29 protein-coding genes are annotated in these 26,405 nt (G+C 65.6%); 13 read left to right on the forward strand and 16 right to left on the reverse strand.

The window, feature by feature from the left end; translation table 11 throughout:
• Positions 1-48: 48 nt before the first annotated feature.
• The 11 genes from CLV47_RS10340 to CLV47_RS10390 form a co-directional block, all read right to left on the reverse strand.
• Complete coding sequence (locus CLV47_RS10340; RefSeq protein ID WP_170111029.1) at positions 49-1,437, reverse strand: GMC family oxidoreductase; 1,389 nt, start codon at positions 1,435-1,437, stop codon at positions 49-51.
• Entirely contained in the window at positions 1,434-2,864 is a 1,431-nt protein-coding gene (gene mftF, locus CLV47_RS10345; protein WP_106348947.1) for a mycofactocin biosynthesis glycosyltransferase MftF, read from the reverse strand. The genes CLV47_RS10340 and mftF overlap by 4 nt, the downstream gene beginning before the upstream one ends.
• Positions 2,861-3,613, reverse strand: a complete 753-nt coding sequence (gene mftE / locus CLV47_RS10350; protein WP_238145315.1) for a mycofactocin biosynthesis peptidyl-dipeptidase MftE — start codon at positions 3,611-3,613, stop codon at positions 2,861-2,863. Before mftE ends, mftF begins: the two co-directional genes overlap by 4 nt.
• On the reverse strand, positions 3,610-7,614 hold the full coding sequence (locus CLV47_RS22495) for a mycofactocin system FadH/OYE family oxidoreductase 2 (RefSeq protein ID WP_106348948.1): 4,005 nt from the start codon (positions 7,612-7,614) through the stop codon (positions 3,610-3,612). The genes mftE and CLV47_RS22495 overlap by 4 nt, the downstream gene beginning before the upstream one ends.
• A 3-nt stretch (positions 7,615-7,617) precedes the next feature.
• Positions 7,618-8,880 (reverse strand): mycofactocin radical SAM maturase, encoded by a 1,263-nt coding sequence (mftC, locus tag CLV47_RS10360; protein WP_106348949.1) that lies wholly within the window; start codon positions 8,878-8,880, stop codon positions 7,618-7,620.
• A gap of 4 nt (positions 8,881-8,884) precedes the next feature.
• Positions 8,885-9,154 (reverse strand): mycofactocin biosynthesis chaperone MftB, encoded by a 270-nt coding sequence (gene mftB, locus CLV47_RS10365; protein ID WP_238145316.1) that lies wholly within the window; start codon positions 9,152-9,154, stop codon positions 8,885-8,887.
• A 33-nt stretch (positions 9,155-9,187) separates the two neighbouring features.
• Entirely contained in the window at positions 9,188-9,313 is a 126-nt protein-coding gene (gene mftA, locus CLV47_RS10370) for a mycofactocin precursor MftA (protein WP_106348951.1), read from the reverse strand.
• Positions 9,314-9,425: 112 nt separating this feature from the next.
• Positions 9,426-10,151, reverse strand: a complete 726-nt coding sequence (locus tag CLV47_RS10375; RefSeq protein WP_238145320.1) for a VWA domain-containing protein — start codon at positions 10,149-10,151, stop codon at positions 9,426-9,428.
• Between the two features lie 206 nt (positions 10,152-10,357).
• Positions 10,358-11,257 (reverse strand): AAA family ATPase, encoded by a 900-nt coding sequence (locus tag CLV47_RS10380; protein WP_106348953.1) that lies wholly within the window; start codon positions 11,255-11,257, stop codon positions 10,358-10,360.
• Positions 11,258-11,343: 86 nt separating this feature from the next.
• Positions 11,344-12,456: an NDMA-dependent alcohol dehydrogenase gene (locus CLV47_RS10385; protein WP_106348954.1), complete on the reverse strand. Its 1,113-nt coding sequence runs from the start codon at positions 12,454-12,456 to the stop codon at positions 11,344-11,346.
• 79 nt (positions 12,457-12,535) lie between these two features.
• Positions 12,536-13,648: an NDMA-dependent alcohol dehydrogenase gene (locus CLV47_RS10390; RefSeq protein ID WP_106348955.1), complete on the reverse strand. Its 1,113-nt coding sequence runs from the start codon at positions 13,646-13,648 to the stop codon at positions 12,536-12,538.
• A gap of 110 nt (positions 13,649-13,758) precedes the next feature.
• On the opposite strand from CLV47_RS10390, the gene CLV47_RS10395 reads away from it, so the two are divergent.
• Positions 13,759-14,166 (forward strand): hypothetical protein, encoded by a 408-nt coding sequence (locus CLV47_RS10395; RefSeq protein WP_106348956.1) that lies wholly within the window; start codon positions 13,759-13,761, stop codon positions 14,164-14,166.
• Between the two features lie 74 nt (positions 14,167-14,240).
• On the opposite strand, the gene CLV47_RS10400 is transcribed toward CLV47_RS10395, so the two are convergent.
• On the reverse strand, positions 14,241-14,582 hold the full coding sequence (locus CLV47_RS10400; protein ID WP_106348957.1) for a metallopeptidase family protein: 342 nt from the start codon (positions 14,580-14,582) through the stop codon (positions 14,241-14,243).
• Positions 14,583-14,631: 49 nt separating this feature from the next.
• Between CLV47_RS10400 and CLV47_RS10405 the strand changes: the two genes are divergently transcribed.
• Positions 14,632-15,054 (forward strand): TIGR03668 family PPOX class F420-dependent oxidoreductase, encoded by a 423-nt coding sequence (locus CLV47_RS10405; RefSeq protein WP_106348958.1) that lies wholly within the window; start codon positions 14,632-14,634, stop codon positions 15,052-15,054.
• 51 nt (positions 15,055-15,105) lie between these two features.
• On the opposite strand, the gene CLV47_RS10410 is transcribed toward CLV47_RS10405, so the two are convergent.
• Both CLV47_RS10410 and CLV47_RS10415 read right to left on the reverse strand, forming a co-directional pair.
• Complete coding sequence (locus CLV47_RS10410; protein ID WP_106348959.1) at positions 15,106-15,873, reverse strand: ABC transporter permease; 768 nt, start codon at positions 15,871-15,873, stop codon at positions 15,106-15,108.
• Between the two features lie 30 nt (positions 15,874-15,903).
• The gene (locus CLV47_RS10415; protein ID WP_106348960.1) at positions 15,904-16,833 is read right to left on the reverse strand and encodes an ABC transporter ATP-binding protein; all 930 of its coding nucleotides are present in this window, start codon (positions 16,831-16,833) and stop codon (positions 15,904-15,906) included.
• A 142-nt stretch (positions 16,834-16,975) separates the two neighbouring features.
• Between CLV47_RS10415 and CLV47_RS10420 the strand changes: the two genes are divergently transcribed.
• Genes CLV47_RS10420 through CLV47_RS10430 form a run of 3 tightly spaced genes read left to right on the forward strand, consistent with a single transcriptional unit; the run spans position 16,976 to position 19,519 of the window.
• On the forward strand, positions 16,976-18,181 hold the full coding sequence (locus tag CLV47_RS10420) for a sensor histidine kinase (RefSeq protein ID WP_202862504.1): 1,206 nt from the start codon (positions 16,976-16,978) through the stop codon (positions 18,179-18,181).
• Positions 18,136-18,831, forward strand: a complete 696-nt coding sequence (locus tag CLV47_RS10425) for a response regulator transcription factor (RefSeq protein WP_202862505.1) — start codon at positions 18,136-18,138, stop codon at positions 18,829-18,831. The genes CLV47_RS10420 and CLV47_RS10425 overlap by 46 nt, the downstream gene beginning before the upstream one ends.
• A 58-nt stretch (positions 18,832-18,889) precedes the next feature.
• Positions 18,890-19,519 carry an alpha-ketoglutarate-dependent dioxygenase AlkB gene (locus CLV47_RS10430; RefSeq protein WP_106348962.1) on the forward strand — a complete coding sequence of 210 codons (630 nt, stop codon included), beginning with the start codon at positions 18,890-18,892 and terminating at the stop codon, positions 19,517-19,519.
• On the opposite strand, the gene CLV47_RS10435 is transcribed toward CLV47_RS10430, so the two are convergent.
• Both CLV47_RS10435 and CLV47_RS10440 read right to left on the reverse strand, forming a co-directional pair.
• The gene (locus CLV47_RS10435; RefSeq protein WP_106348963.1) at positions 19,516-19,962 is read right to left on the reverse strand and encodes a hypothetical protein; all 447 of its coding nucleotides are present in this window, start codon (positions 19,960-19,962) and stop codon (positions 19,516-19,518) included. The genes CLV47_RS10430 and CLV47_RS10435 overlap by 4 nt on opposite strands.
• 20 nt (positions 19,963-19,982) lie before the next feature.
• On the reverse strand, positions 19,983-21,173 hold the full coding sequence (locus tag CLV47_RS10440; protein ID WP_106348964.1) for a cytochrome P450: 1,191 nt from the start codon (positions 21,171-21,173) through the stop codon (positions 19,983-19,985).
• Positions 21,174-21,721: 548 nt separating this feature from the next.
• On the opposite strand from CLV47_RS10440, the gene rpsJ reads away from it, so the two are divergent.
• The 8 genes from rpsJ to rpsC all read left to right on the forward strand — a co-directional run bounded on the left by rpsJ (position 21,722) and on the right by rpsC (position 26,404).
• Complete coding sequence (rpsJ, locus tag CLV47_RS10445; protein ID WP_009948626.1) at positions 21,722-22,027, forward strand: 30S ribosomal protein S10; 306 nt, start codon at positions 21,722-21,724, stop codon at positions 22,025-22,027.
• 98 nt (positions 22,028-22,125) lie between these two features.
• A complete protein-coding gene (gene rplC / locus CLV47_RS10450; RefSeq protein ID WP_106348965.1) occupies positions 22,126-22,830 on the forward strand; it encodes a 50S ribosomal protein L3 in 705 nt (234 codons plus the stop codon).
• Positions 22,827-23,534 (forward strand): 50S ribosomal protein L4, encoded by a 708-nt coding sequence (gene rplD, locus CLV47_RS10455; RefSeq protein ID WP_106348966.1) that lies wholly within the window; start codon positions 22,827-22,829, stop codon positions 23,532-23,534. Before rplC ends, rplD begins: the two co-directional genes overlap by 4 nt.
• The gene (gene rplW / locus CLV47_RS10460) at positions 23,534-23,830 is read left to right on the forward strand and encodes a 50S ribosomal protein L23 (RefSeq protein ID WP_106348967.1); all 297 of its coding nucleotides are present in this window, start codon (positions 23,534-23,536) and stop codon (positions 23,828-23,830) included. The genes rplD and rplW overlap by 1 nt, the downstream gene beginning before the upstream one ends.
• 45 nt (positions 23,831-23,875) lie before the next feature.
• Complete coding sequence (gene rplB / locus CLV47_RS10465; protein WP_106348968.1) at positions 23,876-24,709, forward strand: 50S ribosomal protein L2; 834 nt, start codon at positions 23,876-23,878, stop codon at positions 24,707-24,709.
• Between the two features lie 12 nt (positions 24,710-24,721).
• Positions 24,722-25,003: a 30S ribosomal protein S19 gene (gene rpsS, locus CLV47_RS10470; protein WP_106348969.1), complete on the forward strand. Its 282-nt coding sequence runs from the start codon at positions 24,722-24,724 to the stop codon at positions 25,001-25,003.
• A 61-nt stretch (positions 25,004-25,064) separates the two neighbouring features.
• Complete coding sequence (gene rplV / locus CLV47_RS10475) at positions 25,065-25,490, forward strand: 50S ribosomal protein L22 (RefSeq protein ID WP_106348970.1); 426 nt, start codon at positions 25,065-25,067, stop codon at positions 25,488-25,490.
• On the forward strand, positions 25,490-26,404 hold the full coding sequence (rpsC, locus tag CLV47_RS10480; RefSeq protein ID WP_106348971.1) for a 30S ribosomal protein S3: 915 nt from the start codon (positions 25,490-25,492) through the stop codon (positions 26,402-26,404). Before rplV ends, rpsC begins: the two co-directional genes overlap by 1 nt.
• Position 26,405: the final 1 nt, after the last annotated feature.

The following is a 26,405-nucleotide window of genomic DNA, read 5'->3' on the forward strand; positions in this document are numbered from 1 at the left end:
GAGCGTAACGGTCAACGCGTCAATGAGCCAGGTTCAAATACCGGTCGATCAGCCTGACAGTTGACGGGCGAGACGGTGCGCGATCAGGGCCGTCGAGAAATGCGTGGGCGCGCGGGGGATCGTCGGCATGCTCGAGGCGTCCATGACATAGACGCCGTCCACGCCGATCACCTGGCCACGCTGGTCAGTGACCGCCAGCGGGTCGCCAGGTGTTCCCATCCGAGCCGTGCCACAGGCATGGAAGAACCCGTCGAGATGTCGAGCGACCCATGCCTGGCGCGCACTTGGATCGCGCAACGCGGCGATCTGCTCGGCGTCGGTTGGCCGAGCGGCCGAGGCAAAACCCGGATCATCAAGGACCTGAAGCGCTAGGTCGACCGCATCGTTGAAGCCAGCGGCGTCTGCGGGGTCGCTCAGCAGGTTGGCATCGGCGTGGATCGCGGACGGCTCGGCTGCCGAGCCAAACGTCAGCCGACCGATCGACTCGCAGGTCATCAGCGCGACCATGAGGAAGGTCGTGGCCGCTCCCGGGCCGCGGGCCGGACGGTGGAACGGAATCAGCCCGATATCGGCGTACCCGCCTGCCGACGATGCGCGCCACGCCGACGCCATCCAGTACGCCGAGTCGCCGGGCGCGGTGAGCTTGAGCGGTACAGAGATCGCCGCGTGGTCGCGGAGGTTCATGCCGAGTCCCGCTCGGCGGACTCCGGACCGGAGCAGGATCGCCGGGGTCTCAAAGGTTCCGGCGCACAGCACGACCCGGCGCGCCGTGAGGGTTTCACCGTCTGCGAGCAGGACCTCTACTCCCGCGCGGCGGCCGGTGTCGATGCGCACGACCGACGCGCGGGTCCGAAGCCGGAGATTGTCGCGGTCGAGTGCAGGTTGTAGAAATCGTTCGATGCTCGATCGACGGACGCCATGCCGGGCCGCGAGCGGAAGCCGCCCGGCGCCCTCGGCATACTTCGCGAGATCGACCGGCTGGGCGAATCCGAATCGTCCGGCCGCCGACATCAATGCGCGATCGAGCGGGCCGGTCATCTCTGGAGGTACGACGGGAAATGCCATCCGTAACTCATCCACGTCCGCGCCGATGACGTCGGCGGCCCAGTCCGTGCAGCCGAACTCGGCGTTCCACCGCTCGTAGTCCGCGGGCAGCCCGGCCAGCGCGAGCATGCCGTTGACGCGGGCAGATCCGCCGACGCCGTTGCCGGAGAGGTACGACGTGATCGGCGCCTGCGGGGTGCGCCGTACCGTCCGGTGCGGGATGAAGTTAGTTGAGTCGCCAAGCCCGGAAAACCAGTCAGGGCTGCGATCTGCGGTATCCGGCCCTGCTTCGAGCAGCAGCACTCGGCGTCGACGATCTGCACTGAGCTCGTTAGCGACAACACATCCCGCCGTACCCGAGCCGACCACGATGACGTCGTACGGCGGGGTCATCGGCGTACCTTCGCGATCCATCCGCGCACCCGGCTGGGGAGGACTATCCGTGGCAGTATGACGGACGGCCGGCGGTGTCTGCGTGCGCCCGCGATCACGCCGGCGCCGTACGCCGCTCGGTCGAGGGCCTGCATCGCGAGGTACGTCGGCGCGTTCACGACCCCCGTGCCTCGCCGCCGCAGGTCGAGGTACGCCGGAAGCATCCATGCGGCGACTGCGGCATATCGGCCACCGCGTTGCCGCCACCCGAATCCCATCAGTATCGGGATGGCGGCCGGCGCGAACTGCTGCAGCCAACGCGTCACGCCGGACACGCTTTGTACGACGCCGCGGCCGCTGTCGCGCAACGCATCATTGGTCGGTAGATCCCGCGCGACGAGCTGCCGTCGGTAGAGCGCAAAGCTCAACACCGCCGCGACGCCAGCCGGAATCGGACGTGCGATCAGTGCGAGTGTCGCCGCGGCGAGCGGGAGCGGCCGGAAGATCGCGGGGGACAACATCCCAGGATGCCGTACGTCGAGCGCCGCGGCAGAGGTCCCGTAGTCGAAACGGCGACGTAGCCAGGCGGTGGTCGTGGTTGGTTCACGGTGTGACACTTGCACCGCAGGCTCGTAGCGTACTGACCATCCGGCTGCCCGTAGTCGCCAGACCAGATCGACATCCTCGCCGTACCTCATCGACTCATCAAACCTGAAATCGACCGCACGTAGGAGAAGTACGGCGCTCGGCACGTATGAGACACGCCCTTGGGCGGTCACGTTGGCCGGCTCGGAGCCGAGGTCGAGCGGAGTGGCCTCGCGAGTGAACGATCCGACCGTGCCGTCGTTGGTGCCAGCGGCCGACCCGACTATGCGCGGCGCCACGGCAGCCACCAATGGGTCGTCAAAATGTGGCACAAGTGTGTCGAGCCAGCGCGCGCCGACCAGGCAGTCGCTGTCGACGAACGCCGCGATTGGTGTGGAAATCGCTTGCAGGCCGGCGTTGCGCGCGCCTGCCGGGCCACGATTGCGCTCGAGCCTGACTACGTCGGCGTCGTAACGGCCCGCGATCTGCGCGGTTCCCGTGGCATCGCTAGACGCATCGTCGACGACTACAATTGCCACATTGCTGCTGTATAAGCGAAGTGCCGCTAGGCATGCCGCTAGATCTTGCGGGCGATCGCGAACCGGTACGACGATCGTCACGACCTCGCGCGAAACTGAAATGGGCTGCACGACCGGATGCACCATTCCGGTCTCGAGAAGCTGACGGGCCAGGGTCCGCGCGCCCGCAGAGGAAGCGGGGCCTGACATGAGCTCGGACCAGGCATGCATAGCGGCGGGGTTTAGGCGCAGGGCGCGACGCGGGCTCCCGCCGATGAGGACGCCGTCGTAGGTGCGGGTGTCGTTGTCGCGGCGTACGACGAAGCCCTTAGGCACCATCGTCATTGCGGCCGGCCCGCCCGCCAGCGGTCGAAGTCGGCGACCAGCGATTCGTTCAGCTCGCGAAGCAGTCGCGCGCCGTCCTCGGCCGAAGCGGTGGTCGGGTCGCCAAGTACACCGTTGGGTGCCACGGCTCGAGTCCCGCCACGACGCATGTCGGAGATCAATTCCCGCAACGGCTTGGTGTTGCCGACTTCTGCGCGCGACATATCTACACCCTGCGGATGCAGCCGCAGCATCATCGAGGTCTCAGCGTGTCCGGCGTGCGCATCGCCGACGTACGACGTGGACCACGCGCGTACCCGCCGAGACTCGAGTCTCATCAACTCGCAGGCGCGCTCCAGCGGTTGCTGGTTGCCGCCGTGCCCGTTGACGATGAACACCCCGGAGAACGTCTCGGTCGCCGACCTGCAGAACTCGACCAGCACATGCTCCAACGCGCCTTGTCCGATGGACACGGTGCCGGCGAACCCGGCGTGTTCGCCGCTGGACCCATACGGCATCAATGGGGCGAGTACGACGTCGTCGCGGCGTTGTGCCGCCAACTCGCGAGCCAGATACTCGGCGATCAGCGCGTCAACCGACACCGGGAGGTGTGGACCGTGTTGTTCGGTAGAGCCGAGCGGCAGGACCAGGGTGGCGTCACGGTCGAGGTCGCCCGAGCCCAGCCAGCGCAGCTCGTTGGCTTTAACGTCCGGCGAAGTGGTCGCCATAACGACCGCTTCACCGGACGCAACAGCTTCGCTAGCGGTCACAGCGACGCACCCACTTCCGCGCCTTCAAAGATCGCCGCGTCGGCGCGCCGAGGTGCGACACAGTCACCGATTCGTCGTACCTCAAAGTCGGCCTCCGCAAGACTTTGCCACAGCTCGTCGGCTGGGCGTTGTTGTATGGCGCAGACTATCCAGTCGCACTGGAGGCGTTCGATAGTGTCCGTCGGATGGTGATGCAGCGTCAGTTCGAGTCCGCGCTCACGCGCGCTGACCGCGCTCGCGACGACATCGGTCCGCGTCGTGATTCCGAGGGCGTGCGCGCGGGCGTGCCACCGCGGAAGGTCAAGCGTCAGGCCGAGATCTTGACCGATCACCATCGCCGGTGTGACTACCTCGACCTGGCAACCGCGCTCGGCGAGTAGCTCAGCAACGGACGTTCCTTGGTGAAATCCCAGCTCGTCGACGACGACGACCCGTCCGCGCGGCTCGGCCGAGCGGTCAAGCACGTCGCGCACATCGACGACCCGCGCATTGCCGGCAGCCCAGGTGGGGGCTGCCGGACGCGCACCGGTCGCGACTACGACGACGTCCGGGTTGGCTCGTTGGATTGCGTCCGCATCGAGTCGGGTGCCGAGATCCAGTGAGATGCCGCGGCGGCGCACCTCGGACAGCAAGTTGTCCACGAGGGTGCCAAACTCGGCGCGGTGCGGCGCCTGTGCGGCAAGCCTGACCTGACCACCGGGTGAGAATGCGGCCTCGACGATGCGGACCCGATGACCGGCCGCCGATGCGCTTATCGCTGCCTGCAACCCGGCCGGACCGGCCCCGACGACCAGGACGTCTCGCGCTGCACGGGTTGGCCGCAGGGTGAGCGACTCCCGCCCGGCAGCGGGATTGACAACGCAACCGAGCGCCCGGTTCATGCCGACATTGCCGACACACTCCTGGTTGCAGGACAAACAGGTGCTTATGGTCGGGCCGGCACCATCGGTAGCGGCCGACTTGACGGCGAAGTCCGGATCGGCGATTTGACCGCGCACCACGCCGATCAGGTCGGCCTGCCCGGCGGCAAGCGCCTCTTCGGCATCCTTGGGGTCCTTGAATCGGCCCACACCGATGACCGGGATATCAACGGCAGCGCGGATGGCGGCCGGAATGTGTCGCGCATAGTCCGGTGGTACCCGCATGCTCGGGATGACCAGGTCGAGGGTCGACGTGGCGACGCCGACCGTCGTATTGATGACGTCGACCTGCCTGGTATCGGCCAGAATCTCGGCAAGCGCGACCGCCTCGTCGAGGGTCGTACCGTTATCGACCCGCTCTTCTCCGCTGATACGTACGCCGAGTGCCAGGCCCTCGCCGACCTCGCGGCGTACCGCGTCGATGATCTGCAACAGCAGTCTGGCGCGACCCCGCAGCGTCCCGCCGTACTCGTCGGTGCGCGTGTTGGTGGCCCGCGAAAGGAAGCACCGAAGGATGGAGGACTGGCTGCATTGCAGCTCAACGCCGTCGAACCCGCCGTCGGCGCAGTGCCGCGCTACCCTCGCGAACCCGTCGACAAGCTGCCGGATCTCGCGCGCCCCGACGGCGACGGGCACCTCGCGGAACATCGGGTCGGGTATCGCCGACGGGCCCCACACCGGCAGTCGTGAGTACATCCCCGATGCCTGTGGCCCGTTGTGATTGAGCTGCGCCATGATCTTCGCGTCGTACTCGTGCACGGCGCCGGTGATCTGTCGATAGCCGTCCACAACCTCCGGTCGGTAACCGCGGATCATCTTCTCGTAGGGCCAGTCGTTGGGATGAGTGGAGTGTTCTTCGGTGATGATCAGGCCGGCCCCGCCCCGCGCTCGCCGCGCGTAGTAGTCGACGTGCCGCGCGGTGGGCCGTCCGTCGACCGCGAAGTTGGTCAGGTGCGCGGCGAACACGATTCGATTGCGCAACGTGAGGGGACCAACCCGTAGCGGTGAGTGCAGGTTTGGGTAGCGGGGCGTTCCTTGTCGACCGAAACTCCTTGTCACGCCTGATGTGCCGTCCCAAGGGGGAGCTTGCCGTGACAAGGGACGAGCGGCCGGCGGCGGCGCCGGGGAGGCGGGCGCGATTGGGGAGGCGGGCGTGAGTGGGGAGGTGAGCGCGAGCGCCCAGCGCCGGCCGTCCAGGATCGCTTCATGCACGGTGCGTGGCGCGACACAGTCGCCGATCCGGTCGATGCCGGCCGCGCCACCCAGCGGGTCGGCGTAAAGCCGATCCTTCGGCAATCGGTGCCCGGCATCGACGAACGCCTGGCACGCAAGCATTTCGTGCGCCCCGGTGTAGATGTCCTCGACGAGTACGCCGCCCGCGGTCACGTCACGAATTGTGCTGCACAGGCGTCGTACGACGCCGGCCCGTTGAAGGCGCGCGTTGGCGTCGGGTAGGTCGCCGGTCGCGGCCAGCATGGTGCCAGCGACCGGATCGGGGCTGACGAGGGTGACGGCGTACCCCCGCGCCGCGAGCACCTCACCGAGCCGTACGCCGATGGGCCCACCGATCGGATCACCGACGACGATTGGGCCGTCGCCGCCGGACAACGCGTCGCCGGCCAGTACGGCGACCGGATCCAGCGCCCCGGACCAACGCGACGCGAACCGGCTTCCAGTTGCCAGTACGACGATGTCCCCGGCAGCGCGGCTTTCGCGGAGGCACTCCGCGTCGGCGACCGTGTTGAGCCGCAGGTCCACGCCCAGTCGTAGGCATTCGGTCATCAGCCAGTCGACAAGTGGAGCGAAAGTCGCGCCATTGCCGCTGGCATCCAACGACGTGCCGCCAAGAACTCCGCCGACGTGCGCGTCGCGTTCAAGCACGGTCACGGCGTACCCGCGCCGCGCGCAGACTCGTGCCGCCTCCAGACCCGCGACCCCGGCACCCACCACGACCACCCGACCCTTGGTAGGCGTGGCGACATGCACGTCGAGGTCGGTGCTCTCGTGGCCGCTTCGTGGATCGCCGACGCAGCTGGCGATCGGGTTACGCGAGTCCCGCACCTGGCACTTTTGGTTGCACAGCACGCACGGCCGCGGCGTACCCAGCTCGGGTGTCCGAAGTTTCGCGACCAGCTCGGCGTCCGCGATCTGCGCCCGGGTCATTTCGATCAAGTCGGCGGCGCCAGAGCACAGCAGATCCTCGGCCAACTCGGCCGTCGTGATGCTGCCTTGCGCGGCGACGGGGATGTCGACCGCCGCACGGATCTGGGCAGTGAGCTCCCGGTTGAACCCTGCCGGAGTGTGCGCGTCGGGCCGGTAGTGGCCGGTGGAGTAGACGCCTCCGCGTACGACGGTGAGCAGGTCGGCGTACGCCGCGACCTCGATAGCCTGGGCGGTGGCGACCGCGGGGGTGATGCCGGCCCACGGGGTCCGTTCGTCGCAGCACAGGCGTACGGCGAGCACGCGGTCTGGCCCGAGTTCGCGCCGTACGGCGGTTAACACCGAACGGGTGAGCAGCATCGGGTCGGCGCCGTACTCGTCATCGCGGGTATTGGTGAGGCTGGACTGGAACTGCCGCAGCAGTGAGCGTGGACCGATGTCGACCTCGACGCCGGCCAATCCTGACCGCCGGGCAAGCGCCGCAGCATCGGCGAATCCGCTCACCAGCTTGGCGATCTGTGCGGTGCCTATCCGCAGGGGCTGTTCGCGGGTCACCGGGTCGGCGAACCGGGACGGTCCCCACAGCACGCCGCGGGAGTACGCCGTGGAGCCTTGCAGCCCGGTGTGTCCGAGGCTCGCCAGCACCCGAGTGTCGTACGGCGTGCACGCGGCCGCTATGTCCTGCCAGCCCGGACCGCAGTCGGTCGCCAGCGGCGCACGTTCGTAGGGCCAGTCGCCCGGGTGCACCGACGCGGTCTCGATGATGATCGCGCCGACCCCGGCTGCGGCGCGGCGTTGGTAGTACGCGACATGGCGCGCGGACAGCGCGCGATTGTCACCGAGGTTGGTAACGTGCGGACCGAATATGACGCGGTTGCTGAAGCGGGTCTCGCCTAGGGAAACCGGTTGCAGCAGGCGCATCGCCTACTGCTGATCGGGGGTGAATCCCGCCAGCGGGCTCTCTGCGCAGGCCCGGTCGGGCACGCTGACGCCGGGCGCCGCCACGGCATCCGGTGGCCGGCGGGTCAGCGTGATCGGCACCGGACCCGACGTGCGCGGACGCGGGGACGTGCGGTGCGAGTGGTCCAGCGACGACTTCGGTGCGTCGCCGCGTGAGGCGTTCGCGAGCGCTTCCTCGCCGTACCCCTTGACGCACTCGGGGTCCGGGCCATCGAGCGGCAGGCCGGTGAAGAACTTCGCGGCCATGCAGCCACCGCGGCAGGCGTCGTACGCCGAACAGCTGGTGCACGCGCCGCCGGTCTGCGGGCTGCGCAGCTCGGTGAACAGCTCCGACTCGCGCCACACGGTGGCGAATCCACCCTCGGAGCGGACGTTGCCGGCCAGGAAGTTGTCGTGGATTGCGAACGGGCATGCGTAGACGTCGCCGACCGGATCGATCAGGCAGACCACCCGTCCCGCGCCGCAGAGGTTGAGGCCAGGCAGCGACTCGCCGTACGCCGCGAGGTGGAAGAAGGAGTCGCCGGTCAGCACGTTTTCACCGTGCAGGACGAGCCAGTCGTAGAGCTGGCGCTGTTGTGGCTGGGTCATGTGCAACTCGTCCCAGACGTCGGCGCCGCGACCGGACGGACGAAGCCGGGTGAGGCGCAGCTGGGCGCCGTACTTGTCGGCGATGGCCTTGAAGTCGTCGAGCTGGTCGACGTTCTGGCGGGTCATCACGACCGAGATCTTGAAGTCCTTGAACCCCGCCTCGCTGAGGTTGGACAGCGCCCGGATCGCGGTGTCGTAGGAGCCCGGGCCACGCACATGGTCGTTGATCTCGGCGGTCGCGCCGTCGAGCGAGATCTGGACGTCGACGTAGTCGCTCGCCGCGAGTCGCTGGGCGACCTCGGGAGTGATCTTGATGCCGTTGGTGGAGAACTTGACGCCGACCTGGTGATCGGTGGCGTAGTCGAGCAACTCCCAGAAGTCCGGCCGCACGGTCGGCTCGCCGCCGCCAATATTGACGTAGAAGACCTGCATGCGCTGCAGCTCGTCGATGACTCGCTTGCACTCATCGGTAGTCAGCTCATTGGGGTCACGCCGTCCGGAGCTGGACAGGCAGTGCACGCAAGAAAGGTTGCACGCGTAGGTGAGCTCCCAGGTCAGACAGATGGGAGAGTTGAGCCCGTACTGGAACTGGTCGACGAGTGGAAGTGTGCTGGGCGGGGAGGTGTCGAGAGCGGTCACGGGTCTACTTTCCGGTCTGGACGATCATGTCGGAGGTTGCAAGGGTGTTCAGCGCCGCGCGGTAGGTGTCGTACTGCGCCGCGGGTACGTCGGCGGCGACGAGCGCCGCGCGGGCGGTGGGCTGCTCGCCGAGGGACTGGACGATCTTCAGCAGCGTGGGGTTCTTGAGGAACGACAGCTTGCGAGTGTTGAAGTGGTAGAGCAGCGCGCCAAACCGTTCGGGACGCAGCGCGACCCGGGGATGGACCTGCCACTGCTGGTCAAGGTCGAACACGATGGTTACGAGGTGCTTAGCGGTGTGCGATGTCTAGTAGACGCCGCACATGCCGTCGATCGAGACCTCTTCGACGAGTACGTCGTCGGCCTGTACCGCCTCGGCCGGGGTGGTCGCGTCGTCGGCAACTTCCACATCGGTGGTTTCGGTGATGCTCATGAGAATTCCCTTCGCATATGCAGATCGCGATCGCCGGCCACTGCGGCCGACTGTACTGACGCTATCCGCGCGTGATCACGCTAACAAGCCCCCACGCCCGAATGAACTGCGGTCACCGTATGAGCTCGCGGACAACTGACGGAATGGTCGCGAATGACTCGGGCGCGGCCCACTTGGCGTTGCAGCGCGCCGCGAATGCCGCGGCCTCGTCGTGATCGTCGTACGGCGCGATGATGCGCAGATTCTCGATCTGCCCCGCGACCCGGTCGGCGTCGTTGTCGTCGGTCGCGCGGCAGTCGGACATCAGCAGCACGACTTTGCGGGTCGCGCGTGCCCGGCTCAACTCGGCGTGTGCCGCTGCCAGTGCGTCACGCAGTCCGGTGATGCCGTGGCCGCGCAAGGACAGCACCCGGTCGATCACCGTTTCGTTAGACGACGACGAGGTGATCCGACGCAGGAACGCCGGGTTCTTCGCGAACGCGATCACTGCGTGTTCTTGCGGTGCCCGCAGGCAGACGGCCGAGGCCAGCAACGACGCCGCGGCCAGCCGGGCACCGTTCATCGAACCCGACGCGTCGATGACCAGACAGACCGCGAGCGGCGGCTTGGCCCATGCCCTCGAGCGTAGATCTTCGATGTTGGGCGAATGCCCTTGTGCCTTTGCCTCGATGATTGCCTCGAGGCTGTCGTCCACATCGATATCGAACTCTGCTTTGGACGGCAGTAGCCGCGCGACGCCGGTGCCGTCGGCCTTGTTTTCGCGGCTCAACTGCAGCAACAGCGACGCAGCGAGCCGCTTCGCCTGCTCACGCAGGCGCTCGTCGGTCGCGTGCACCATGTTGGCCACGAGTTCCAGAGTGCCTTCGGTGTCCGAGTCCAGCGCCTGACTCAGTGCATCCAGGTCCAGAGTGCCGACTTCGGGGGAGATCTCCGCGAATGACGGGTTCTTCGACAGCTGGCTGCGCCCGACTGTGGAAGGGCGCGGTCCGGTCTTCGACGGCGGCTTCTTCTGACCGCCCTCATTGCTGGGCTTCGGGTCGCCCGCTACTGGCGGGCTAGGGTTTCCCCCGAGGCATCACCGGCACTCGAGTTCTGGTTGTCCTCGTCCTTGCGGCCGAAGATTTCGGTGTAGATCTCGGTAATTACCTGCTCGGCGGACCGGGCCGATGACTCGTAGAGGCGGATCCGGCCGGACAGCGAGACCAGGGCAGCGTCGAGTCCGACGTTCCAGTCGTCAACGGTGCCGCCACGGATGTCGGCCAGCGACATCGCCATCCGGGTGAAGTCGATCGCGCCGCGCACCGACGAGCCGACCATGATGTCACCGTGGTTGCGCGTGCGTCGTACCATCTCGACGGCTTTAGCCCGCCACGGTTTGGGCGCATTCGGAGCGTGCAGCCCGACGATGTCCGTCTCGACCTCGCCGCTCTGGTAGTTCACCACAATCCGGCACGTGCGGTCATAGAGCGCGGATGAAAGCCGCGCAACACCGACACCGTCGAACGGGTTCATTGCCGCAACGATCGCGAAGCCTGGTTCGGCAAGAATCCGGCCGTAGCGTGGCACGGTGATCTCGCCTTCGCTCATGACGGTGAGCATGACGTTGAGCGTTTCCTCAGGGATCCGGTTGATTTCCTCGAGGTAGAGCAGCCCGCCGCTGGTGAGCGCGTCGATCAGGGGACCGGGGATGAAGATTTCTGGGATATAGCCGCGTTCGAGGATCTGGGAAGGGTCAAAGTGCCCGATCAGCCGGGCCGGGGTCAGCTCGGCGTTGCCTTCCACGAAAGTGAACGGCACCTTTTGTACGGCCGCGACCGACCGCAGCAGGGTGCTTTTGCCGGTGCCGGGAGGTCCTTCGAGGAGCGTGTGGGTGCCGCTGCGCAGCGCGGCCTGGATGAGCTCCAACTCGCGGTCGCGTCCCAGGATCTTCACGGTCCGTTGCATCTGTTTCGTGCTCCTCACGATCGGCGCAACGTCATACGTTCTGGCCGCGGCTGGCGACCAGAACGTATGACGTTGCGCAAGCGACTCTAGTGTTCGTGGACGAGGACGCCGCGGATGTTCTTGCCCGCCTGCAGGTCGTCGTACCCTTCGTTGATCTCTTCGAGCTTGTAAGTCTTAGTGATCAGCTCGTCGAGCTTGAGGTCGCCGCTTTGGTAGAGACCCAGAATCTTCGGAATGTCGGTGGTGGGGTTGCAGTCACCGAACAGGCTGCCCTTGATGTTCTTGCGGAACAGCGTGAGCACCGAACCAGACAGCTGAATCGTCTTCTCCTCGATACTGTTCAACCCGGTGATCACCACCGAGCCGCCCTTGCCGATCAGGTTGAAACCTTCCTCTACGACTTCGGCCTCCATCTTGCCGACGGTCAGGATCGCCGAGTCGGCCATCTGCCCGCGGGTCATGTCGGTGACCGCGTCCATCGCCTCGGCAGCGGTCGCGAACGCGTGAGTGGCGCCGAGCTCGAGCGCCTTCTCGCGCTTGTTCTCTAGCGGGTCGATGGCGATGACGTTTTTAGCGCCGGCGTACCGGGCGCCCTGTACGGCGTTGATCCCGATCCCGCCGACGCCGATCACGACCGCGGTGTCGCCGGGTTTGACGTCGGCGGTGTTGACCGCTGAGCCCCATCCGGTGGGTACGCCGCAGCCGACGAGGACGGCCTTGTCGAGTGGCAGGTCGTCGTCGACCTTGACGACGGAGTTCTGGTGGATGGTGCCGTACTGGCTGAATGTGCCCAGCATGCACATGGCGCCATAGTCACCACGCGAGCCCGTGATCGGGAAGCGCGGCCCGGGCAGGTAGCCCTCGAGGATGGTCGCGCCCATGTCGCAGATCGACTGCTGACCGTTGGCGCAATAGCGGCAGACGCCGCAGTTGGGGATGAAGGAGCAGACCACGTGGTCTCCGGCCGCGACGCGGGTGACTCCGGGCCCGACCTCCTCGATGATCCCGGCGCCTTCGTGCCCGATGACCATCGGCAGTCGCGCCTCTAGGTCTCCGTGCATGATGTGCAGGTCCGAGTGGCACAGTCCGGCGTACGTGTATCGGATGAGAACCTCGCCGGCCTTCGGTCCATCCAGATCCAGCTCTTCGATCTCGATCGGTTTGCCTGGCTCGTAGACGACTGCCGCTTTCGTTTTCATGAGCGCTCCTTTGACGATGCTCGAACTGAGGCGAATGCCTCCAACCTAACGCGCTGTGATCGAGACCACCAGGCGCAATCTAGTGTTCGTGTACGACGACGCCGCGGATGTTCTTGCCCGCCTGCAAATCGTCGTACCCCTGGTTGATCTCTTCGAGCTTGTAGGTCTTGGTGATCAGCTCGTCGAGTTTGAGGTCGCCACTTTGGTAGAGGCTCAGGATCTTCGGGATGTCGGTGGTGGGGTTGCAGTCACCGAACAGGCTGCCCTTGATGTTCTTGCGGAACAGTGTCAGCAACGAACCCGACAGCTGAATCGTCTTCTCCTCGACGCTGTTGATGCCCGTGACCACGACCGAGCCGCCCTTGCCGATCAGGTCGAAGCCCTGCTCCACGACCTCGGCGTTCATCAACCCGACGGTCAGGATCGCCGAGTCGGCCATCTGCCCGCGGGTCATGTCGGTGACCGCGTCCATCGCCTCAGCAGCGGTGGCAAATGCGTGGGTGGCGCCGAGTTCGAGTGCTTTTTCGCGTTTGTTTTCCAGCGGGTCGATGGCGATGACGTTTTTGGCGCCGGCGTACCGCGCACCTTGTACGGCGTTGATCCCGATGCCGCCGACGCCGATGACGACGGCGGTGTCGCCGGGTTTGATGTCGGCGGTGTTGACCGCTGAGCCCCAGCCGGTGGGTACGCCGCAGCCGACGAGGACGGCCTTGTCGAGTGGCAGGTCGTCGTCGACCTTGACGACGGAGTTCTGATGGACCGTGCCGTACTGGCTGAATGTGCCCAATATGCACATTGCGCCGTACTCGCCCTTCGGCCCGGTGATCGGGAAGCGCGGCCCGGGCAGGTTGCCCTGGAGTGTCTTGGCGCCCATGTCGCAGATCGACTGCTGACCGTTGGCGCAATAGCGGCAGACGCCGCAGTTGGGGATGAATGAGCAGACCACGTGGTCTCCGGCCGCAACCCGGGTAACGCCAGGGCCTACCTCCTCGATGATCCCGGCGCCTTCGTGGCCGAGGACCATCGGCATGCGTACGGCGAGGTCGCCGAGCATGACGTGCAGGTCCGAGTGACACAGCCCGGCGTACGTGTAGCGGATGAGGACCTCGCCGTCCTTGGGTCCGTCAAGATCGAGCTCCTCGATCTCTAACGGCGCGCCGGGCTGATAGATCACTGCGGCTTTGGTCTTCATGGACGCTCCTTCGCGATACCTGAAATGTGGCGGGTCTAGGTCAACCTAACGCGCGACACCCGAGACCACCAGGAGCATTGACGTCGGCGAACCACCGATAGGGTGTTCCTATGGCCGGCGAATTCCGTACCTTCACTGTGTCAGGCGGTGACCTTTGCGTACCCGAGTCGTGGCTCTACATCTGGGCCTCGCAGGAGTCCGGACAGGTTGTGTACGTCGGCGCGACCCGGCTTGACCCGGAGGTGCGCACCTGGATGCACCTCAACGACGAGTCTTCTCAGGGCGGCAAGATCCGAGACCGCTACCCGCAGGTTGCGACCGAGCCGATGGAAGTCATGGCCTTCGCGGTCCCCGATGACGTGGACCGCGCCGCCGCCAAAGAACTGTTGGTACGGCGTTTTCTCAGCGCCGGTGTGCTGGCCGGTAACCACATTTGTGACGACCCGATCGACGCGATCGTCACGCCGCAGGTAGAGAAGTTCGTGCGCTCGGTGCTGGCCGAACTGCGCGCCAACTAACGCGGTCCGTCACAAAATCCCTGCCGATCCGTCACAAAATCCCTGCCGATCCGTCACAAAGTCTGGCGCATCCGTCACCAACCGAGCTCACGCAGCCGGTGATCGCCGATGCCGAAGTGGTGTCCGACCTCGTGCACGACGGTCCGGCGTACCTGCTCGATCACTTGCTCTTCGGTGTGGCAGATCGCGCAAATCGCGAGCCTGTAGATCGTGATGCGGTCCGGCATCGCCCACGCGTAGTTGTTGGTGCGCCGAGTGAGTGGCACGCCTTCGTAGAGCCCGAGGAGACCGGGCCGGCCACCGTCGAGATCGACCGTGACGGCGACGTTGCGCATGATCTTGCCGAGTTCGGGCGGCAACCCGTCGAGCGCCGTCGTCACCATCTGTTCGAACCGTTCGGGTTCCACCTCGATCATGAAGCCAGTATCCGTGGCTTGCCTTCGCTGGCGGCGTACGGTCTGAGCGATGAACGACGACGAGCGACGCAGGCGGTTTGCCGACGCGCGGGTCGCCCGGTTGGCGACGGTTACCGCTGATGGCCGGCCGCGGATCGTCCCAGTCGTGTTTGCGCTCGTCGGCGATGCGGCGTACTCCGCCGTCGACCACAAGCCGAAGTCAACGCGGAAGCTCGGGCGGCTGGCGAATGTTCGTGCCACGGGTGTTGCGAGCATCCTCGTCGATCGGTACGACGAGGACTGGACCTCGCTCTGGTGGGTCCGCGTCGACGGTGTTGCTCGGGTACTCGACGCCGATTCCGTCGACGGTAGCCGGGGGATCGACGCCCTGGTGGGGAAGTACCCGCAGTACGCCGATGCCCGCCCGCTCGGACCGGTGATCAGGGTCGACGTACGACGTTGGTCTGCCTGGGACGGCTCAATACCCGAATAAGTCATACGTCCCGGTCGCGACTGCGGCCGGGACATATGACGTCCGAGGGTCCTACTTGACTTCGCGACGGAGGGCGCGGACGGTGCCGATCACCGCTGGAATGACCACCCAGACAAGGACGGCGGTCAGCGTCTGGTCGAGGTGCGCCGTCGGGTCGCCGCCCGAGAGTCGTTCGACCGCCGAGAACACGTTGAACCACGGATCGGCAGACTTCAGTACTGCCATCCCCAGCAGGCTGAATGCTGTCGGCGCGATGAAGTAGACGGCGATCGCGATGGCGGTTTGCGGGATCAGCGTACCGATAGCTGCGGCCAGCACGGACATCATCGCTGCGGTCAGGACGAAGCCGCGGATCGTGTCACCCACGCCGGCGTACGACACCGCCTCACCGGAGAATGCGCCGGCTAACGCGGCGCCTGCAAGCGAGATCAGGATCGCTGCGGCGATGGTCGCGATGGTGAGCGCGATCGCCGACAACGGTTTTGCCAGCAGTACGGAGAGGCGTCGTGGCGCGAGCGTGAAAGTTGTCAGCGCCGTGCGTTGAGTGAATTCCGAGGTCATCGCCATCAGTCCGATGACGGGGGCGAGCATGGCCGCGATCTGTACCGGACCCATCATGAAGTTCGATGCCGTGAAACTGCCGTCGCCGACGGTGAATATCTGCCAGACGGCGACAACCAACGCGAGCGCGACAATTGCGGCGAGCACACCGCGGCCTCCGCGGGTGTCGGTCATCTTGCGAGTTTCGACGCGTAGCAGCGTGCCAAAACCGATGGGTTTGACCGGTGGCAGCGAGGCCGCGAGGGTGGGGCTGGTCATAACTTCTCCTTGGAGTTCAGATACTGCGAGTTAGTTGGTACGACGGGATTCAGCGAGCTGTGCGACTGATGTCGCGGCCCCGCGGTCGGACGCGCTGGTCAGCTCGAAGAAAAGGTCCTCGAGTCCGGCGCCGTCGCTATCGCGCAGTTCGGTGAGTACCTCACCGGCGAGCGCTGCGGCGCGACCGACCTGTTCGGCTGTTCCGTCGACTCGGTAACCGCCGTCCGGCTGTACGTCGACCGCCAAACCGGCACCCTCAAGCGCGCGCCGCAGTCCGCTCGGGTCAAGACCGCGTACGACGACGCCCTGTCGCTGTAGTAGTTCGGCGAGGCTGCCTTGTGCGACGACCTGGCCGCCGCCGATGACGACCAGTCGATCGACCGTGGCCTGGACCTCGCCCAGCAGGTGACTCGATAACAGCACCGTGCCGCCGCGATGCGCGAAGTCGCGCAGCAGGCCGCGCATCCACCGGATGCCCTCCGGGTCCATCCCGTTGGCCGGCTCGTCGAGGATGAGCAGCTGCGGATCGCCCATAAGGGTCGCGCCGATGCCGAGTCGTTGCCGCATTCCGAGGGAGTAGTTGCCGACTCGTCGCTTGGCCGCGTCCGCGATGCCGACCCGTTCGAGCATCTCGTCGGCGCGGCGCCCCGGGAGGCCCATCAACGCGGCGGACAAGCGCAGTGTCTCCAACCCGGTGCGGCCGGGATGTTGTGCTGCGGCGTCGAGCATCACGCCGACGACGCGCCCGGGGTTGGGTAGCTCGGCGTACCCGATTCCGCCGATCGTGGTTCGACCCGCGGTTGGCGAGGTGAGGCCGGTGATCATCCGAAGTGTGGTGGACTTGCCGGCGCCATTGGGACCGAGGAAGCCTGTGATCGTGCCCGGTTCACAGGTAAAGGTGACGTCGTCAACGGCGGTGAATGCGCTATAGCGCTTGGTGAGGTTCTCGACTGAAATCATGCCGTTAACTCTGTCGAGTACGGCGCTGCAGCACATCTGCCAGATGGCTGGAACTAGACCCTACGAAAGTAGCGGTTTCACCTGATCTGCCAGCGACGATCGTCCTGTGTCGGGGCGCGCGCGTACGCCGTACGGTAGTGAAGTGCAGATCCGCGAACGGCTGAACGAGCAGCGGGCGGCGGCGGCATCCCTGTGGGGGCGTGTCGGCCCCCGGACTAGAGACGTCATCTTCATCCTTGTCGCGCTGGTGACCAGTATCAACCAGATCGTCATGCCTCAGCTCGATGAGGGTCTCATCCACAACACGCTGGCATTGGTGTTCGCCGTCGTCATCGGGACAGCAAGCCTGTGGTGGCGTCGTGCTCACCCGGTCGCCCTCGTGGTGATCGGGATCGTGATCATCGGCCTCACGGCCATCTATATGTTCGCCTTGATCGGGTTGTTCAGCCTGGCGATACGTCGACGAGACCGGACCCTCGTTATCTTGGCGATGATCGGAATCGTCGTCTCAATTCTCGGTTCTACTCGGCCTGACAGGTTCTCCGCCGGCAACACCGTCGCCACGATCGCCGTCATTCTGATGTCCGTTCTTGCTGGCGCATATATCGGCGTACGGCGCGACCTGTTGGTGTCGCTGCGAGATCAAGTGACTCAGGCCGAGGCCGAACGCGACCTCCGCGCGGCGCAGGCCCGAATCGCGGAGCGTTCGCGGATCGCCCGGGAGATGCACGACGTGCTCGCGCACAAGGTCTCACTCATCGCACTGCACGCCGGCGGGCTCGAGGTCAACTCCTACGCCGAACCGCGCGCGATCGAACAGGCTGCTCACCTCATCGGACTGACAGCGCGGCAGGCGCTTGCTGACCTGCGTGGGGTCCTCGGCGTCCTGCGTGCCGACGAGTCGCCGGAAGGCTCCGACCTGGCCCCGCAGCCGTCGATCGGTGACCTGCCTGCCCTCATCGAATCGTCGAGCCAGGCGGGCGTACGCGTCGAGTTGTCGATCTCTGACGGCCTCGATGTGCCGGAGGTCGTGGGGCGTACGGCGTACCGCATCGTGCAGGAGGCGCTCACGAACGTGCACAAACACGCCAGGCGGGCGGCCACCCAGGTGAGCGTCTCCGGCGTTCAAGGTACGGCGGTTACCGTCGAGGTCCGCAATGCCTTGCCGGTCAGTGTCGACACGTTGTTGCCCGGCGCCGGGGCAGGCTTGATCGGCCTGCGCGAGCGGGTGGAGTTGCTCGGTGGCCAGTTCGTGTCCGGGGAAACACCCGAAGGGGGATGGCTGGTGAAGGCTTCTATTCCATGGCCAAAGGGTTCATTGTCGGTCGATGGACGGGTCGTGTCGTGATCCGGGTGCTGATCGTCGACGATGAGTCGCTCGTGCGGGCTGGGTTGCGGATGATTTTGCAGTCCGCCGACGACATCGAGGTTGTCGGCGAGGCCGAGGACGGCAGCGCCGTGCCGGAGGCAGTCGCGAGGCACCGGCCCGACGTCGTACTCATGGACATCCGAATGCCGCGTCTTGACGGGCTGGCGGCGACTCGAGCGCTGGCCTCGACCGACGATTCACCACGGGTGGTCGTGCTGACGACGTTCGACCTCGATGACTACGTGTTTCGGGCGCTCGAGGCCGGCGCGGCCGGGTTTCTTCTGAAGGACACGCCGCCGCGCGACCTGCTGCACGCGGTCCGGGTGGTGGCCGCCGGTGAAGCGATGCTGTCGCCGAAGGTCACCCGCACGCTGATCGGGCATTTCGCCTCCGACTCGCGCAGGCAACGCGAGCGGGCGGCACGCGAACGGATCGGCGTACTGACTGACCGCGAGACGGAAGTGTTTCGGGCGGTCGGTGCGGGCCTGTCCAACGCGGAAATCGGCCGGTCGCTGTTCATGAGCGAGGCGACGGTCAAGGCGCATGTGTCACGGCTTCTCACTAAGCTCGGCGTCGGCAACCGGGTGCAGGTCGCCATCCTCGCGCACGACAGCGGTCACCTCGACTAGAACATCTGATCCACTTTGATCTAGCACAATTGTTCGACTGAATGCTAGTTTCAGGGGTATGAGCGCTGCACTTCAAGAATCGTTACTCGACGTCATTGACGACACGGCCGTGCTTCCGTTGGCTGGGGCGGTACGGCGCACCGAACTGTCGCGCGGAGCTTGGATCGACATTCGACGGGGCTGGGTGAGTGGCTCTGGGCCGCTATTTGAGCGGCTCGAAGCCGAGGTTCCGTGGTACGCCGAAAAGCGCGCGATGTGGGACAAGATTCTCGACGTACCCCGGTTGCTGGCGTTCTATGGCGAGCACGCTCCGCTGCCCGATCCGGCGCTCGAGGAGGCAAAAGAGTGCCTGGACCGCTACTACGGCACCGAGTTGGGGGAGCAGTTTGCAACCGCGGGGCTGTGTCTCTACCGCGACGGGCGAGACAGCGTGGCGTGGCATGGCGACACGGTCGGCCGTGGCAAGACCGAAGACACGATGGTCGCGATTCTGTCGTTGGGTGCCCCGCGCACGCTGATGCTGCGCCCCCGCGGCGGCGGGACGGCGCTGAAGCACTCACTTGGTCACGGGGACCTGATCGTGATGGGTGGTTCGTGTCAGCGGACCTGGGAGCACGCGGTGCCGAAAACGTCCAGGCCGGTGGGCCCGCGGATCAGCGTGCAGTTTCGACCTCGGGGAGTGCGCTAGTCGCCCGGGCCGGCCCACGCGATGGCGCGGGTGCCGTCCGCGTCGCACTCGAGTTCTGCCATGATTCCCGCGTCCGCGGCGGGTGTCCGGACGCCAGCGACCGATGTGAGAGACGGTACGGCGGACCCTACCGCGGCCGGAGTGCTCATGATGAGCACCGTTTCGCCGCGGTAGCGGTCGCCGATCTCATCGACGACATCGCTCCATCGACGAGACACATCGGCGGCATTCTCTGCGGCGTCCTTTGCCTCGAGCTCGGTTTCAGTGCGCATTGCGCAGCCGAGTGATGAGGCGAGCACGGCGGCGCTCTGCTCCGGTTCGCCGCCCGGCGGCGCGAAGACCATCGCAATCCGGCGCCCGGTAAGAGCGTCGATGAGTCGTGAACGTGTCGTGGCCCCGGCCGCGGCGATGACGATGGTGGCGGGGCAGTGCAAATCGCCCATACTTGGACTCTAGCCCGAAACTAGATCGTGACGGGGAGTTGTTCTAGGCCGCGGATGACGAACTCCGGGTTGTGCTGCGGCACGTCGACGAGCGCGATGTGCGGAAATCTATCGATAAGTGTCGATAAAGACGTCTGGATCTCGACCCGGGCAAGCGGTGCGCCGAGGCAGAAATGGATGCCCACGCCGAATCCCAAGTGCGGGTTCGGGTCGCGCAGTACGTTCATGACCTCGGGTTTATCGAAAACGTCCGGATCGTGATTGGCGGCCCCGAGTAGTGCCGCAACCTTCTGACCGGCGCCGATCTCTACCCCGTGGATTGTCGTATCGACCGTGGCGGTCCGCTCGAACAACTGCAACGGTCCATCGAAGCGCACCAATTCTTCCGAGGCGAGCGCGATGACGGCTGGGTCGGAGATCCCGTTCTGCACTGCGGCTAGCTGCTCTGGGCGTTGTAGGAGCGCCGAGAGGCCATTGCCCGTGACGTTGACGGTCGCCTCGTGTCCGGCGTTGAGCAGCAGGATGCCCGTTGCCACGAGTTCGTCGTCGGTGATCTTGCTGCCGTCTTCGTCCTGTACGCGAAGCAGGTCGGAGATCAGGTCGTCGCCGCGGTTACGCCGCCGCGCGGTCGCGAGCTCTCGCAGGTACGCCGCGAACTCGCTCGCCGCGGACTCGGCGGCTTGCTCGGTAGCCGGGCTCCGTCCGTACTCATACATCTTCACGATCGCGTTGGACCATGGCCGTAGCAAATGCCAGTCAGAGACCGGCACCCCGAGTAGCGAGCCGATCACCGCAATCGGCAGCGGTTCGGCATAGATCGGAAGGAGGTCTACCGGCGAGCCATCTGAGCCGGCGTCCGCTACGGCGTTCGCCAGCTCAGCGGCGAAGGCGACCACCCTCGGCCGCAGCCGCTCGACGTGACCGCGCGCAAAGGCCGACGCCACCAGGCGTCGCAGCCGAGTGTGTTCGGGCGGCTCCATCTCGAGCAGCGCGTGTCGGTGGATGAGGTTGAGTGCCGGATACGCAGCGGCCGGCAGGAAATCCTCCCAGATCCGGCCAAGAGATCGGTGCCGCAGAACCGCCCCCGCAGACGCGTGGGAGAGTGCGATGAACATCTGCAGGTCGTCGTCCCACTGGAGCGGGGCCTGTGCGCGCATGGTGGCGAACGTCGGGTACGGGTGGGCGATGAACTCGGGGTCGTCGAGACGCATCTGACCAGTATGAGCGAGCAATACGCAAACGTCCGGCATCACTCTCGTGATGGGCTTCACCAAATGAGTCTCGTACCCCGTTTGTGTTCGACGGACGGGGTAGGGCATACTTGACGGGTTGCCTTTCGCGCGGCTGCACCATCCCGTGGACACAAATTACGTGGACATTTGGAAACATGGACAGCGTGGGCCGAGGGCGACAGCACGACCCGAGCACCGTGCTCCACGCGAGCGCATCTGGTTCACCACCATCCGGTACGACGAATCCTGTCGCGCTGGCATGTGCGGAAGCGGCGACACGCCCGACCGCGTGGACCGGAGGACCCGGACACCTGAACAGTGGCAGCGGAACCTACCGCACGCAACGCACGCGCCCAGTCTGGCGCAGCCATGCATGCTGCTGACTCCTGGCCGAGTGGCTCACCGCACGAAGCTCGATAGAACGAACAGCACGAACCACCAGCACGAACAGCAACACGAAGACAGACAGCACCCGAGACAGCGCGCGACGAACTCACGCGTCGCAGCTATGAAAAGGACGGCAAAGCGTGGCCGGACAGAAGATCCGCATCAGGCTCAAGGCCTACGACCACGAAGCGATTGACGCTTCGGCGCGCAAGATCGTTGAGACGGTCACCCGCACCGGCGCTCGCGTCGTCGGGCCAGTGCCGCTGCCCACTGAAAAGAACGTGTACTGCGTCATCCGTTCGCCGCACAAGTACAAAGACTCGCGCGAACATTTCGAGATGCGCACGCACAAGCGTCTCATCGACATTCTTGAGCCGACACCAAAGACTGTCGATGCCCTCATGCGCATCGACCTTCCCGCGAGCGTCGACGTAAACATCCAGTAGCAGCTCGGGCCGTACGCCGCGCACGAGAGTGCGCGCCGCGCCGGCCCGGCACCGCGAACTAAGCAATAGCAACCTGAAGTCAGTAGGGACAGCAGCAGATGACCAGCAAGTTCAGCCGCACGCAGCGCGGCGTCTTGGGTACGAAACTGGGGATGACCCAGGTCTTCGACGAGAACAACCGGATCATCCCGGTCACCGTCGTCAAGGCCGGCCCCTGTGTCGTCACTCAGGTACGCAAGCCTGACATCGACGGTTACTCGGCAATTCAGATCGGCTACGGCGAGATTGACCCGCGCAAGGTCAACCAGCCGGACAAGGGCCACTTCGCGAAAGCGGGAGTCACGCCTCGTCGGCACATCGCCGAGATCCGCACCGAAGACGCAGAGTCCTACGAGATCGGCCAGGAAATCACCTTGGAGATCTTCGAAGAGGGCCAGATCGTCGACGTCACCGGCACGAGCAAGGGCAAGGGCTACGCCGGCGTCATGAAGCGTCACGGCTTCCACGGCGTGGGTGCCTCGCACGGTGCGCACCGCAACCACCGCAAGCCCGGTTCGATCGGTGGCTGTGCCACTCCAGGTCGTGTCTTCAAGGGCATGCGGATGGCTGGTCGGATGGGTAGCGACCGCGTCACGACGATGGGTCTTAAGGTCCACCGCGTCGACACCGAGAAGGGCCTGCTGCTGATCAAGGGCGCGATTCCAGGCAACGCCAAGGGCGTTGTATATGTACGCAACTCGGTCAAGACCGAGATGTCGCCGAAGGCCAGTGGCGCGGCAACGAAGGGTGGTGCGGGCAAGTGAGTAACTTGACCGTCGACGTCCTCGACACCGAGGGCAAGAAGGCAAAGTCCATCGATTTGCCTGCGGAGATTTTCGACGCGCAGGCCAACGTTTCGCTGTTGCACCAGGTCGTCGTCGCGCAGCTTGCGGCGAAGCGCCAGGGTACGGCGAAGGCGAAGACTCGCGGCGAGGTCTCCGGCGGCGGCGCGAAGCCATACCGCCAGAAGGGCACCGGCCGCGCCCGTCAGGGTTCGACCCGTGCGCCGCAGTTCGCAGGTGGCGGCATCGTCCACGGTCCGCAGCCGCGCAACTACGCGCAGAAGACCCCCAAGAAGATGAAGGCTGCCGCCCTGCGCGGCGCGCTCTCGGACCGCGCCCGCGCGGACCTGCTCTTCGTGGTTTCCCAGATCGCCACCGGCGACACGGTCAAGACCAAGGACGCGCTTGCGGTACTGCGCGCCGCGGTTCCGTTCGTGGACACGCTCAAGAAGCGCATCCTCGTCGTGCTCGGTCGCGATGACCTGGCCGGCTGGGTGTCGCTGCGCAACGTGCCCAACGTGCACTTGCTCGTTGCCGACCAGCTCAACACTCACGACGTACTCGTCTCCGACGCGGTGGTCTTCACCGAGACGGCGCTCGAAGAGTTCCTCAGCGGCTCGCGCGAGCGCGGCGTCGAGGTCGAGGTTCTCGTCGACGAGGTAGCCCAAGAAGAGGGTGACAAGTAATGAAGTCCAACCCACGCGACGTCGTGCTCGCTCCGGTCATCTCGGAGAAGAGCTATGGCCTGCTTGAGGAAAACAAGTACACCTTCCTCATTCGGCCGGACGCCAACAAGACCCAGATCAAGATCGCTGTGCAAGAGATCTTCGGCGTGAAGGTTCTCGCCGTCAACACAGCAAACCGCCAGGGCAAGACGAAACGCACTCGCTACGGAATCGGTAAGCGCAAGGACACCAAGCGCGCAATCGTGACCGTCGCCGAGGGCGATCGCATCGAAATCTTTGGCGGACCGGTCAGCTAAGGCTGAGCGGAACTAACGAACTAAGAAGCGAGATAGGTAACCACAATGGCAATCCGCAAGTACAAGCCGACGACACCGGGTCGTCGCGGGTCGAGCGTCTCTGATTTTGCAGAGGTCACCCGCAGCACCCCGGAGAAGTCGCTGGTGCGTCCCCTGCACAACAAGGGTGGACGTAACGCTCACGGACGTGTCACCACTCGGCACCAGGGTGGCGGACACAAGCGCGCTTACCGACTGATCGACTTCCGCCGCGCGGATAAAGACGGCGTACCAGCCAAGGTCGCACACATCGAGTACGACCCCAACCGCACCGCTCGTATCGCGCTGCTGCACTACGCAGACGGCGAGAAGCGCTACATCATTGCGCCGGTCAAGCTGGGTCAGGGAGCCAAGGTCGAGTCGGGTCCGGGCGCGGACATCAAGCCGGGCAATAACCTGCCCCTGCGCAACATCCCGACCGGTACGGTCGTGCACGCGATCGAGCTTCGCCCCGGCGGCGGCGCGAAGATCGCCCGTTCCGCGGGCGCGTCGGTCCAGCTGGTTGCTAAGGACGGCCCATACGCCCAGCTGCGCATGCCGTCCGGCGAGATCCGCAACGTCGACGCGCGCTGCCGCGCGACCGTCGGCGAGGTCGGCAACGCCGAGCAGTCCAACATCAACTGGGGCAAGGCCGGCCGCATGCGCTGGAAGGGCAAGCGCCCCAGCGTCCGCGGTGTCGCCATGAACCCGGTCGACCACCCGCACGGTGGTGGCGAGGGCAAGACCTCCGGTGGTCGTCACCCGGTCAACCCCGCAGGTAAGCCAGAGGGCCGCACGCGCAAGCGCAAGCCCAGTGACCAGCTCATTGTTCGTCGGCGCCGTACCGGCAAGAAGCGTTAAGGATAGATAGACATGCCACGCAGCGTTAAAAAGGGCTACTTCGTCGATGATCATCTTCTGAAGAAGGTCGATGACCAGAACGAGAAGAACACCAAGACGGTCATCAAGACCTGGTCGCGTCGTTCGACGATCATCCCGGACATGCTCGGACACACCTTCGCCGTCCACGACGGTCGCAAGCACGTTCCGGTCTTCGTCTCGGAATCGATGGTCGGGCACAAGCTCGGCGAGTTCGCACCGACCCGCACCTTCCGGGGTCACATCAAGGACGACCGCAAGTCGCGTCGCGGCTAGTACGTCGACCACCGTCAGTAACAAGCAGAGTTTGATCAGAAATTAAGCAAGGGGAAAGCGAATGAACGCAGGGCCTGCCACCGCGGCCGACGACCTTCAGGTCGTGCGTGCCCGGGCTAAGCACGTCCGCGTCACGCCGATGAAGGCGCGTCGTGTCATCGACCTGATCCGGGATCTGCCGACCGCAGAGGCACTCATCGTGCTGCAGTTTGCTCCTCAGTCGGCCAGTGAACCGGTCGCGAAGGTACTCGCAAGCGCGGTTGCCAACGCCGAGGAAAACCATCGTCTCGACGCCGACACGCTCGTCGTGCACCGTGCGTACGTCGACGAAGGTCCGACCATGAAGCGGTTCCGGCCGCGTGCGCAAGGACGGGCCTACCGCATCCGCAAGCGCACCAGCCACATCACGATCGAGGTCGCCAGCGTCGCACCCTCGAAGTCCGCTAAGAAATCCAAGAAGTCCAGCGCGAAGGGGAGTGCCCGCTAGTGGGTCAGAAAGTCAACCCGCACGGTTTCCGGCTCGGTATCACCACCGAGTGGAAGTCCCGTTGGTTCGCAGATAAGCAGTACGCCGACTATGTCAAGGAAGACGTTGCCATTCGTCGCCTGATGACGACGGGCATGGAGCGCGCAGGCATCTCCAGTGTCGAGATCGAACGCACCCGGGATCGGGTCCGCGTCGACATCCACACCGCGCGCCCTGGCATCGTCATCGGTCGCCGCGGCGCCGAAGCCGAGCGTTTGCGCGGCGAGCTCGAGAAGCTCACCAGCAAGCAAGTCCAGCTCAACATCCTCGAGGTCAAGAACCCCGAGGCGGACGCTCAGCTGGTCGCGCAGGGCATCGCCGAGCAGCTGTCCAGCCGCGTGGCGTTCCGTCGCGCAATGAAGAAGGCTCAGCAGTCGGCCATGCGCGCTCAGGGTGTCAAGGGCATCCGGATCCAGTGTGGCGGACGTCTGGGCGGCGCGGAAATGTCGCGCTCAGAGTTCTACCGCGAAGGTCGGGTGCCGCTGCACACGCTGCGCGCGAACATCGACTACGGCACCTATGAGGCCCGCACGACCTTCGGTCGGATCGGCGTCAAGGTGTGGATCTACAAGGGCGATGTCACCCAGAGCAAGGCCGAGCGCGAGGCCGCTGAGACCGCGTTGCGCGAGCATCGTCGTCAGCGTCCCGAGCGTCGTCCGCGCCGTTCCGGTTCGTCCGGTACGACGGGCACCAGCACCGAAGCCGGGCGCGCAGCAGCGCAGGCCAGCGTGGCGCCGGCTCCCGAGGAAGCGGACACGACCTCGACCGAAGCAATCGCAACCGAAGTAGCCGAGGCGATCGTAGAAGCTCCTGCCGCCGCCCCGGCCGAGACGACCGAAGCCGGCAGCGGCACCGAGTCGGAGAAGGACGCCTAAC

Source organism: Antricoccus suffuscus (assembly GCF_003003235.1).
Lineage (GTDB): Bacteria > Actinomycetota > Actinomycetes > Mycobacteriales > Antricoccaceae > Antricoccus > Antricoccus suffuscus.

Bases quoted from the DNA above. Each gene is read 5' to 3' on its own strand.
- CLV47_RS22495 (WP_106348948.1), bottom strand. From the start codon at position 7,614: ATGCGCCTGCTGCAACCGGTTTCCCTAGGCGAGACCCGCTTCAGCAAC.
- rplC (WP_106348965.1), top strand. From the start codon at position 22,126: ATGACCAGCAAGTTCAGCCGCACGCAGCGCGGCGTCTTGGGTACGAAA.
- CLV47_RS10405 (WP_106348958.1), top strand. From the start codon at position 14,632: ATGAACGACGACGAGCGACGCAGGCGGTTTGCCGACGCGCGGGTCGCC.
- rplV (WP_106348970.1), top strand. From the start codon at position 25,065: ATGAACGCAGGGCCTGCCACCGCGGCCGACGACCTTCAGGTCGTGCGT.
- rplW (WP_106348967.1), top strand. From the start codon at position 23,534: ATGAAGTCCAACCCACGCGACGTCGTGCTCGCTCCGGTCATCTCGGAG.
- CLV47_RS10390 (WP_106348955.1), bottom strand. From the start codon at position 13,648: ATGAAGACCAAAGCCGCAGTGATCTATCAGCCCGGCGCGCCGTTAGAG.
- CLV47_RS10385 (WP_106348954.1), bottom strand. From the start codon at position 12,456: ATGAAAACGAAAGCGGCAGTCGTCTACGAGCCAGGCAAACCGATCGAG.
- CLV47_RS10340 (WP_170111029.1), bottom strand. From the start codon at position 1,437: ATGACCCCGCCGTACGACGTCATCGTGGTCGGCTCGGGTACGGCGGGA.
- CLV47_RS10375 (WP_238145320.1), bottom strand. From the start codon at position 10,151: ATGGTGCACGCGACCGACGAGCGCCTGCGTGAGCAGGCGAAGCGGCTC.
- rplB (WP_106348968.1), top strand. From the start codon at position 23,876: ATGGCAATCCGCAAGTACAAGCCGACGACACCGGGTCGTCGCGGGTCG.
- CLV47_RS10400 (WP_106348957.1), bottom strand. From the start codon at position 14,582: ATGATCGAGGTGGAACCCGAACGGTTCGAACAGATGGTGACGACGGCG.
- CLV47_RS10380 (WP_106348953.1), bottom strand. From the start codon at position 11,257: ATGCAACGGACCGTGAAGATCCTGGGACGCGACCGCGAGTTGGAGCTC.
- rpsS (WP_106348969.1), top strand. From the start codon at position 24,722: ATGCCACGCAGCGTTAAAAAGGGCTACTTCGTCGATGATCATCTTCTG.
- CLV47_RS10440 (WP_106348964.1), bottom strand. From the start codon at position 21,173: ATGCGTCTCGACGACCCCGAGTTCATCGCCCACCCGTACCCGACGTTC.
- CLV47_RS10435 (WP_106348963.1), bottom strand. From the start codon at position 19,962: ATGGGCGATTTGCACTGCCCCGCCACCATCGTCATCGCCGCGGCCGGG.
- CLV47_RS10430 (WP_106348962.1), top strand. From the start codon at position 18,890: ATGAGCGCTGCACTTCAAGAATCGTTACTCGACGTCATTGACGACACG.
- CLV47_RS10415 (WP_106348960.1), bottom strand. From the start codon at position 16,833: ATGATTTCAGTCGAGAACCTCACCAAGCGCTATAGCGCATTCACCGCC.
- CLV47_RS10395 (WP_106348956.1), top strand. From the start codon at position 13,759: ATGGCCGGCGAATTCCGTACCTTCACTGTGTCAGGCGGTGACCTTTGC.
- mftF (WP_106348947.1), bottom strand. From the start codon at position 2,864: ATGACGATGGTGCCTAAGGGCTTCGTCGTACGCCGCGACAACGACACC.
- CLV47_RS10410 (WP_106348959.1), bottom strand. From the start codon at position 15,873: ATGACCAGCCCCACCCTCGCGGCCTCGCTGCCACCGGTCAAACCCATC.
- CLV47_RS10425 (WP_202862505.1), top strand. From the start codon at position 18,136: ATGGCCAAAGGGTTCATTGTCGGTCGATGGACGGGTCGTGTCGTGATC.
- mftA (WP_106348951.1), bottom strand. From the start codon at position 9,313: ATGAGCATCACCGAAACCACCGATGTGGAAGTTGCCGACGACGCGACC.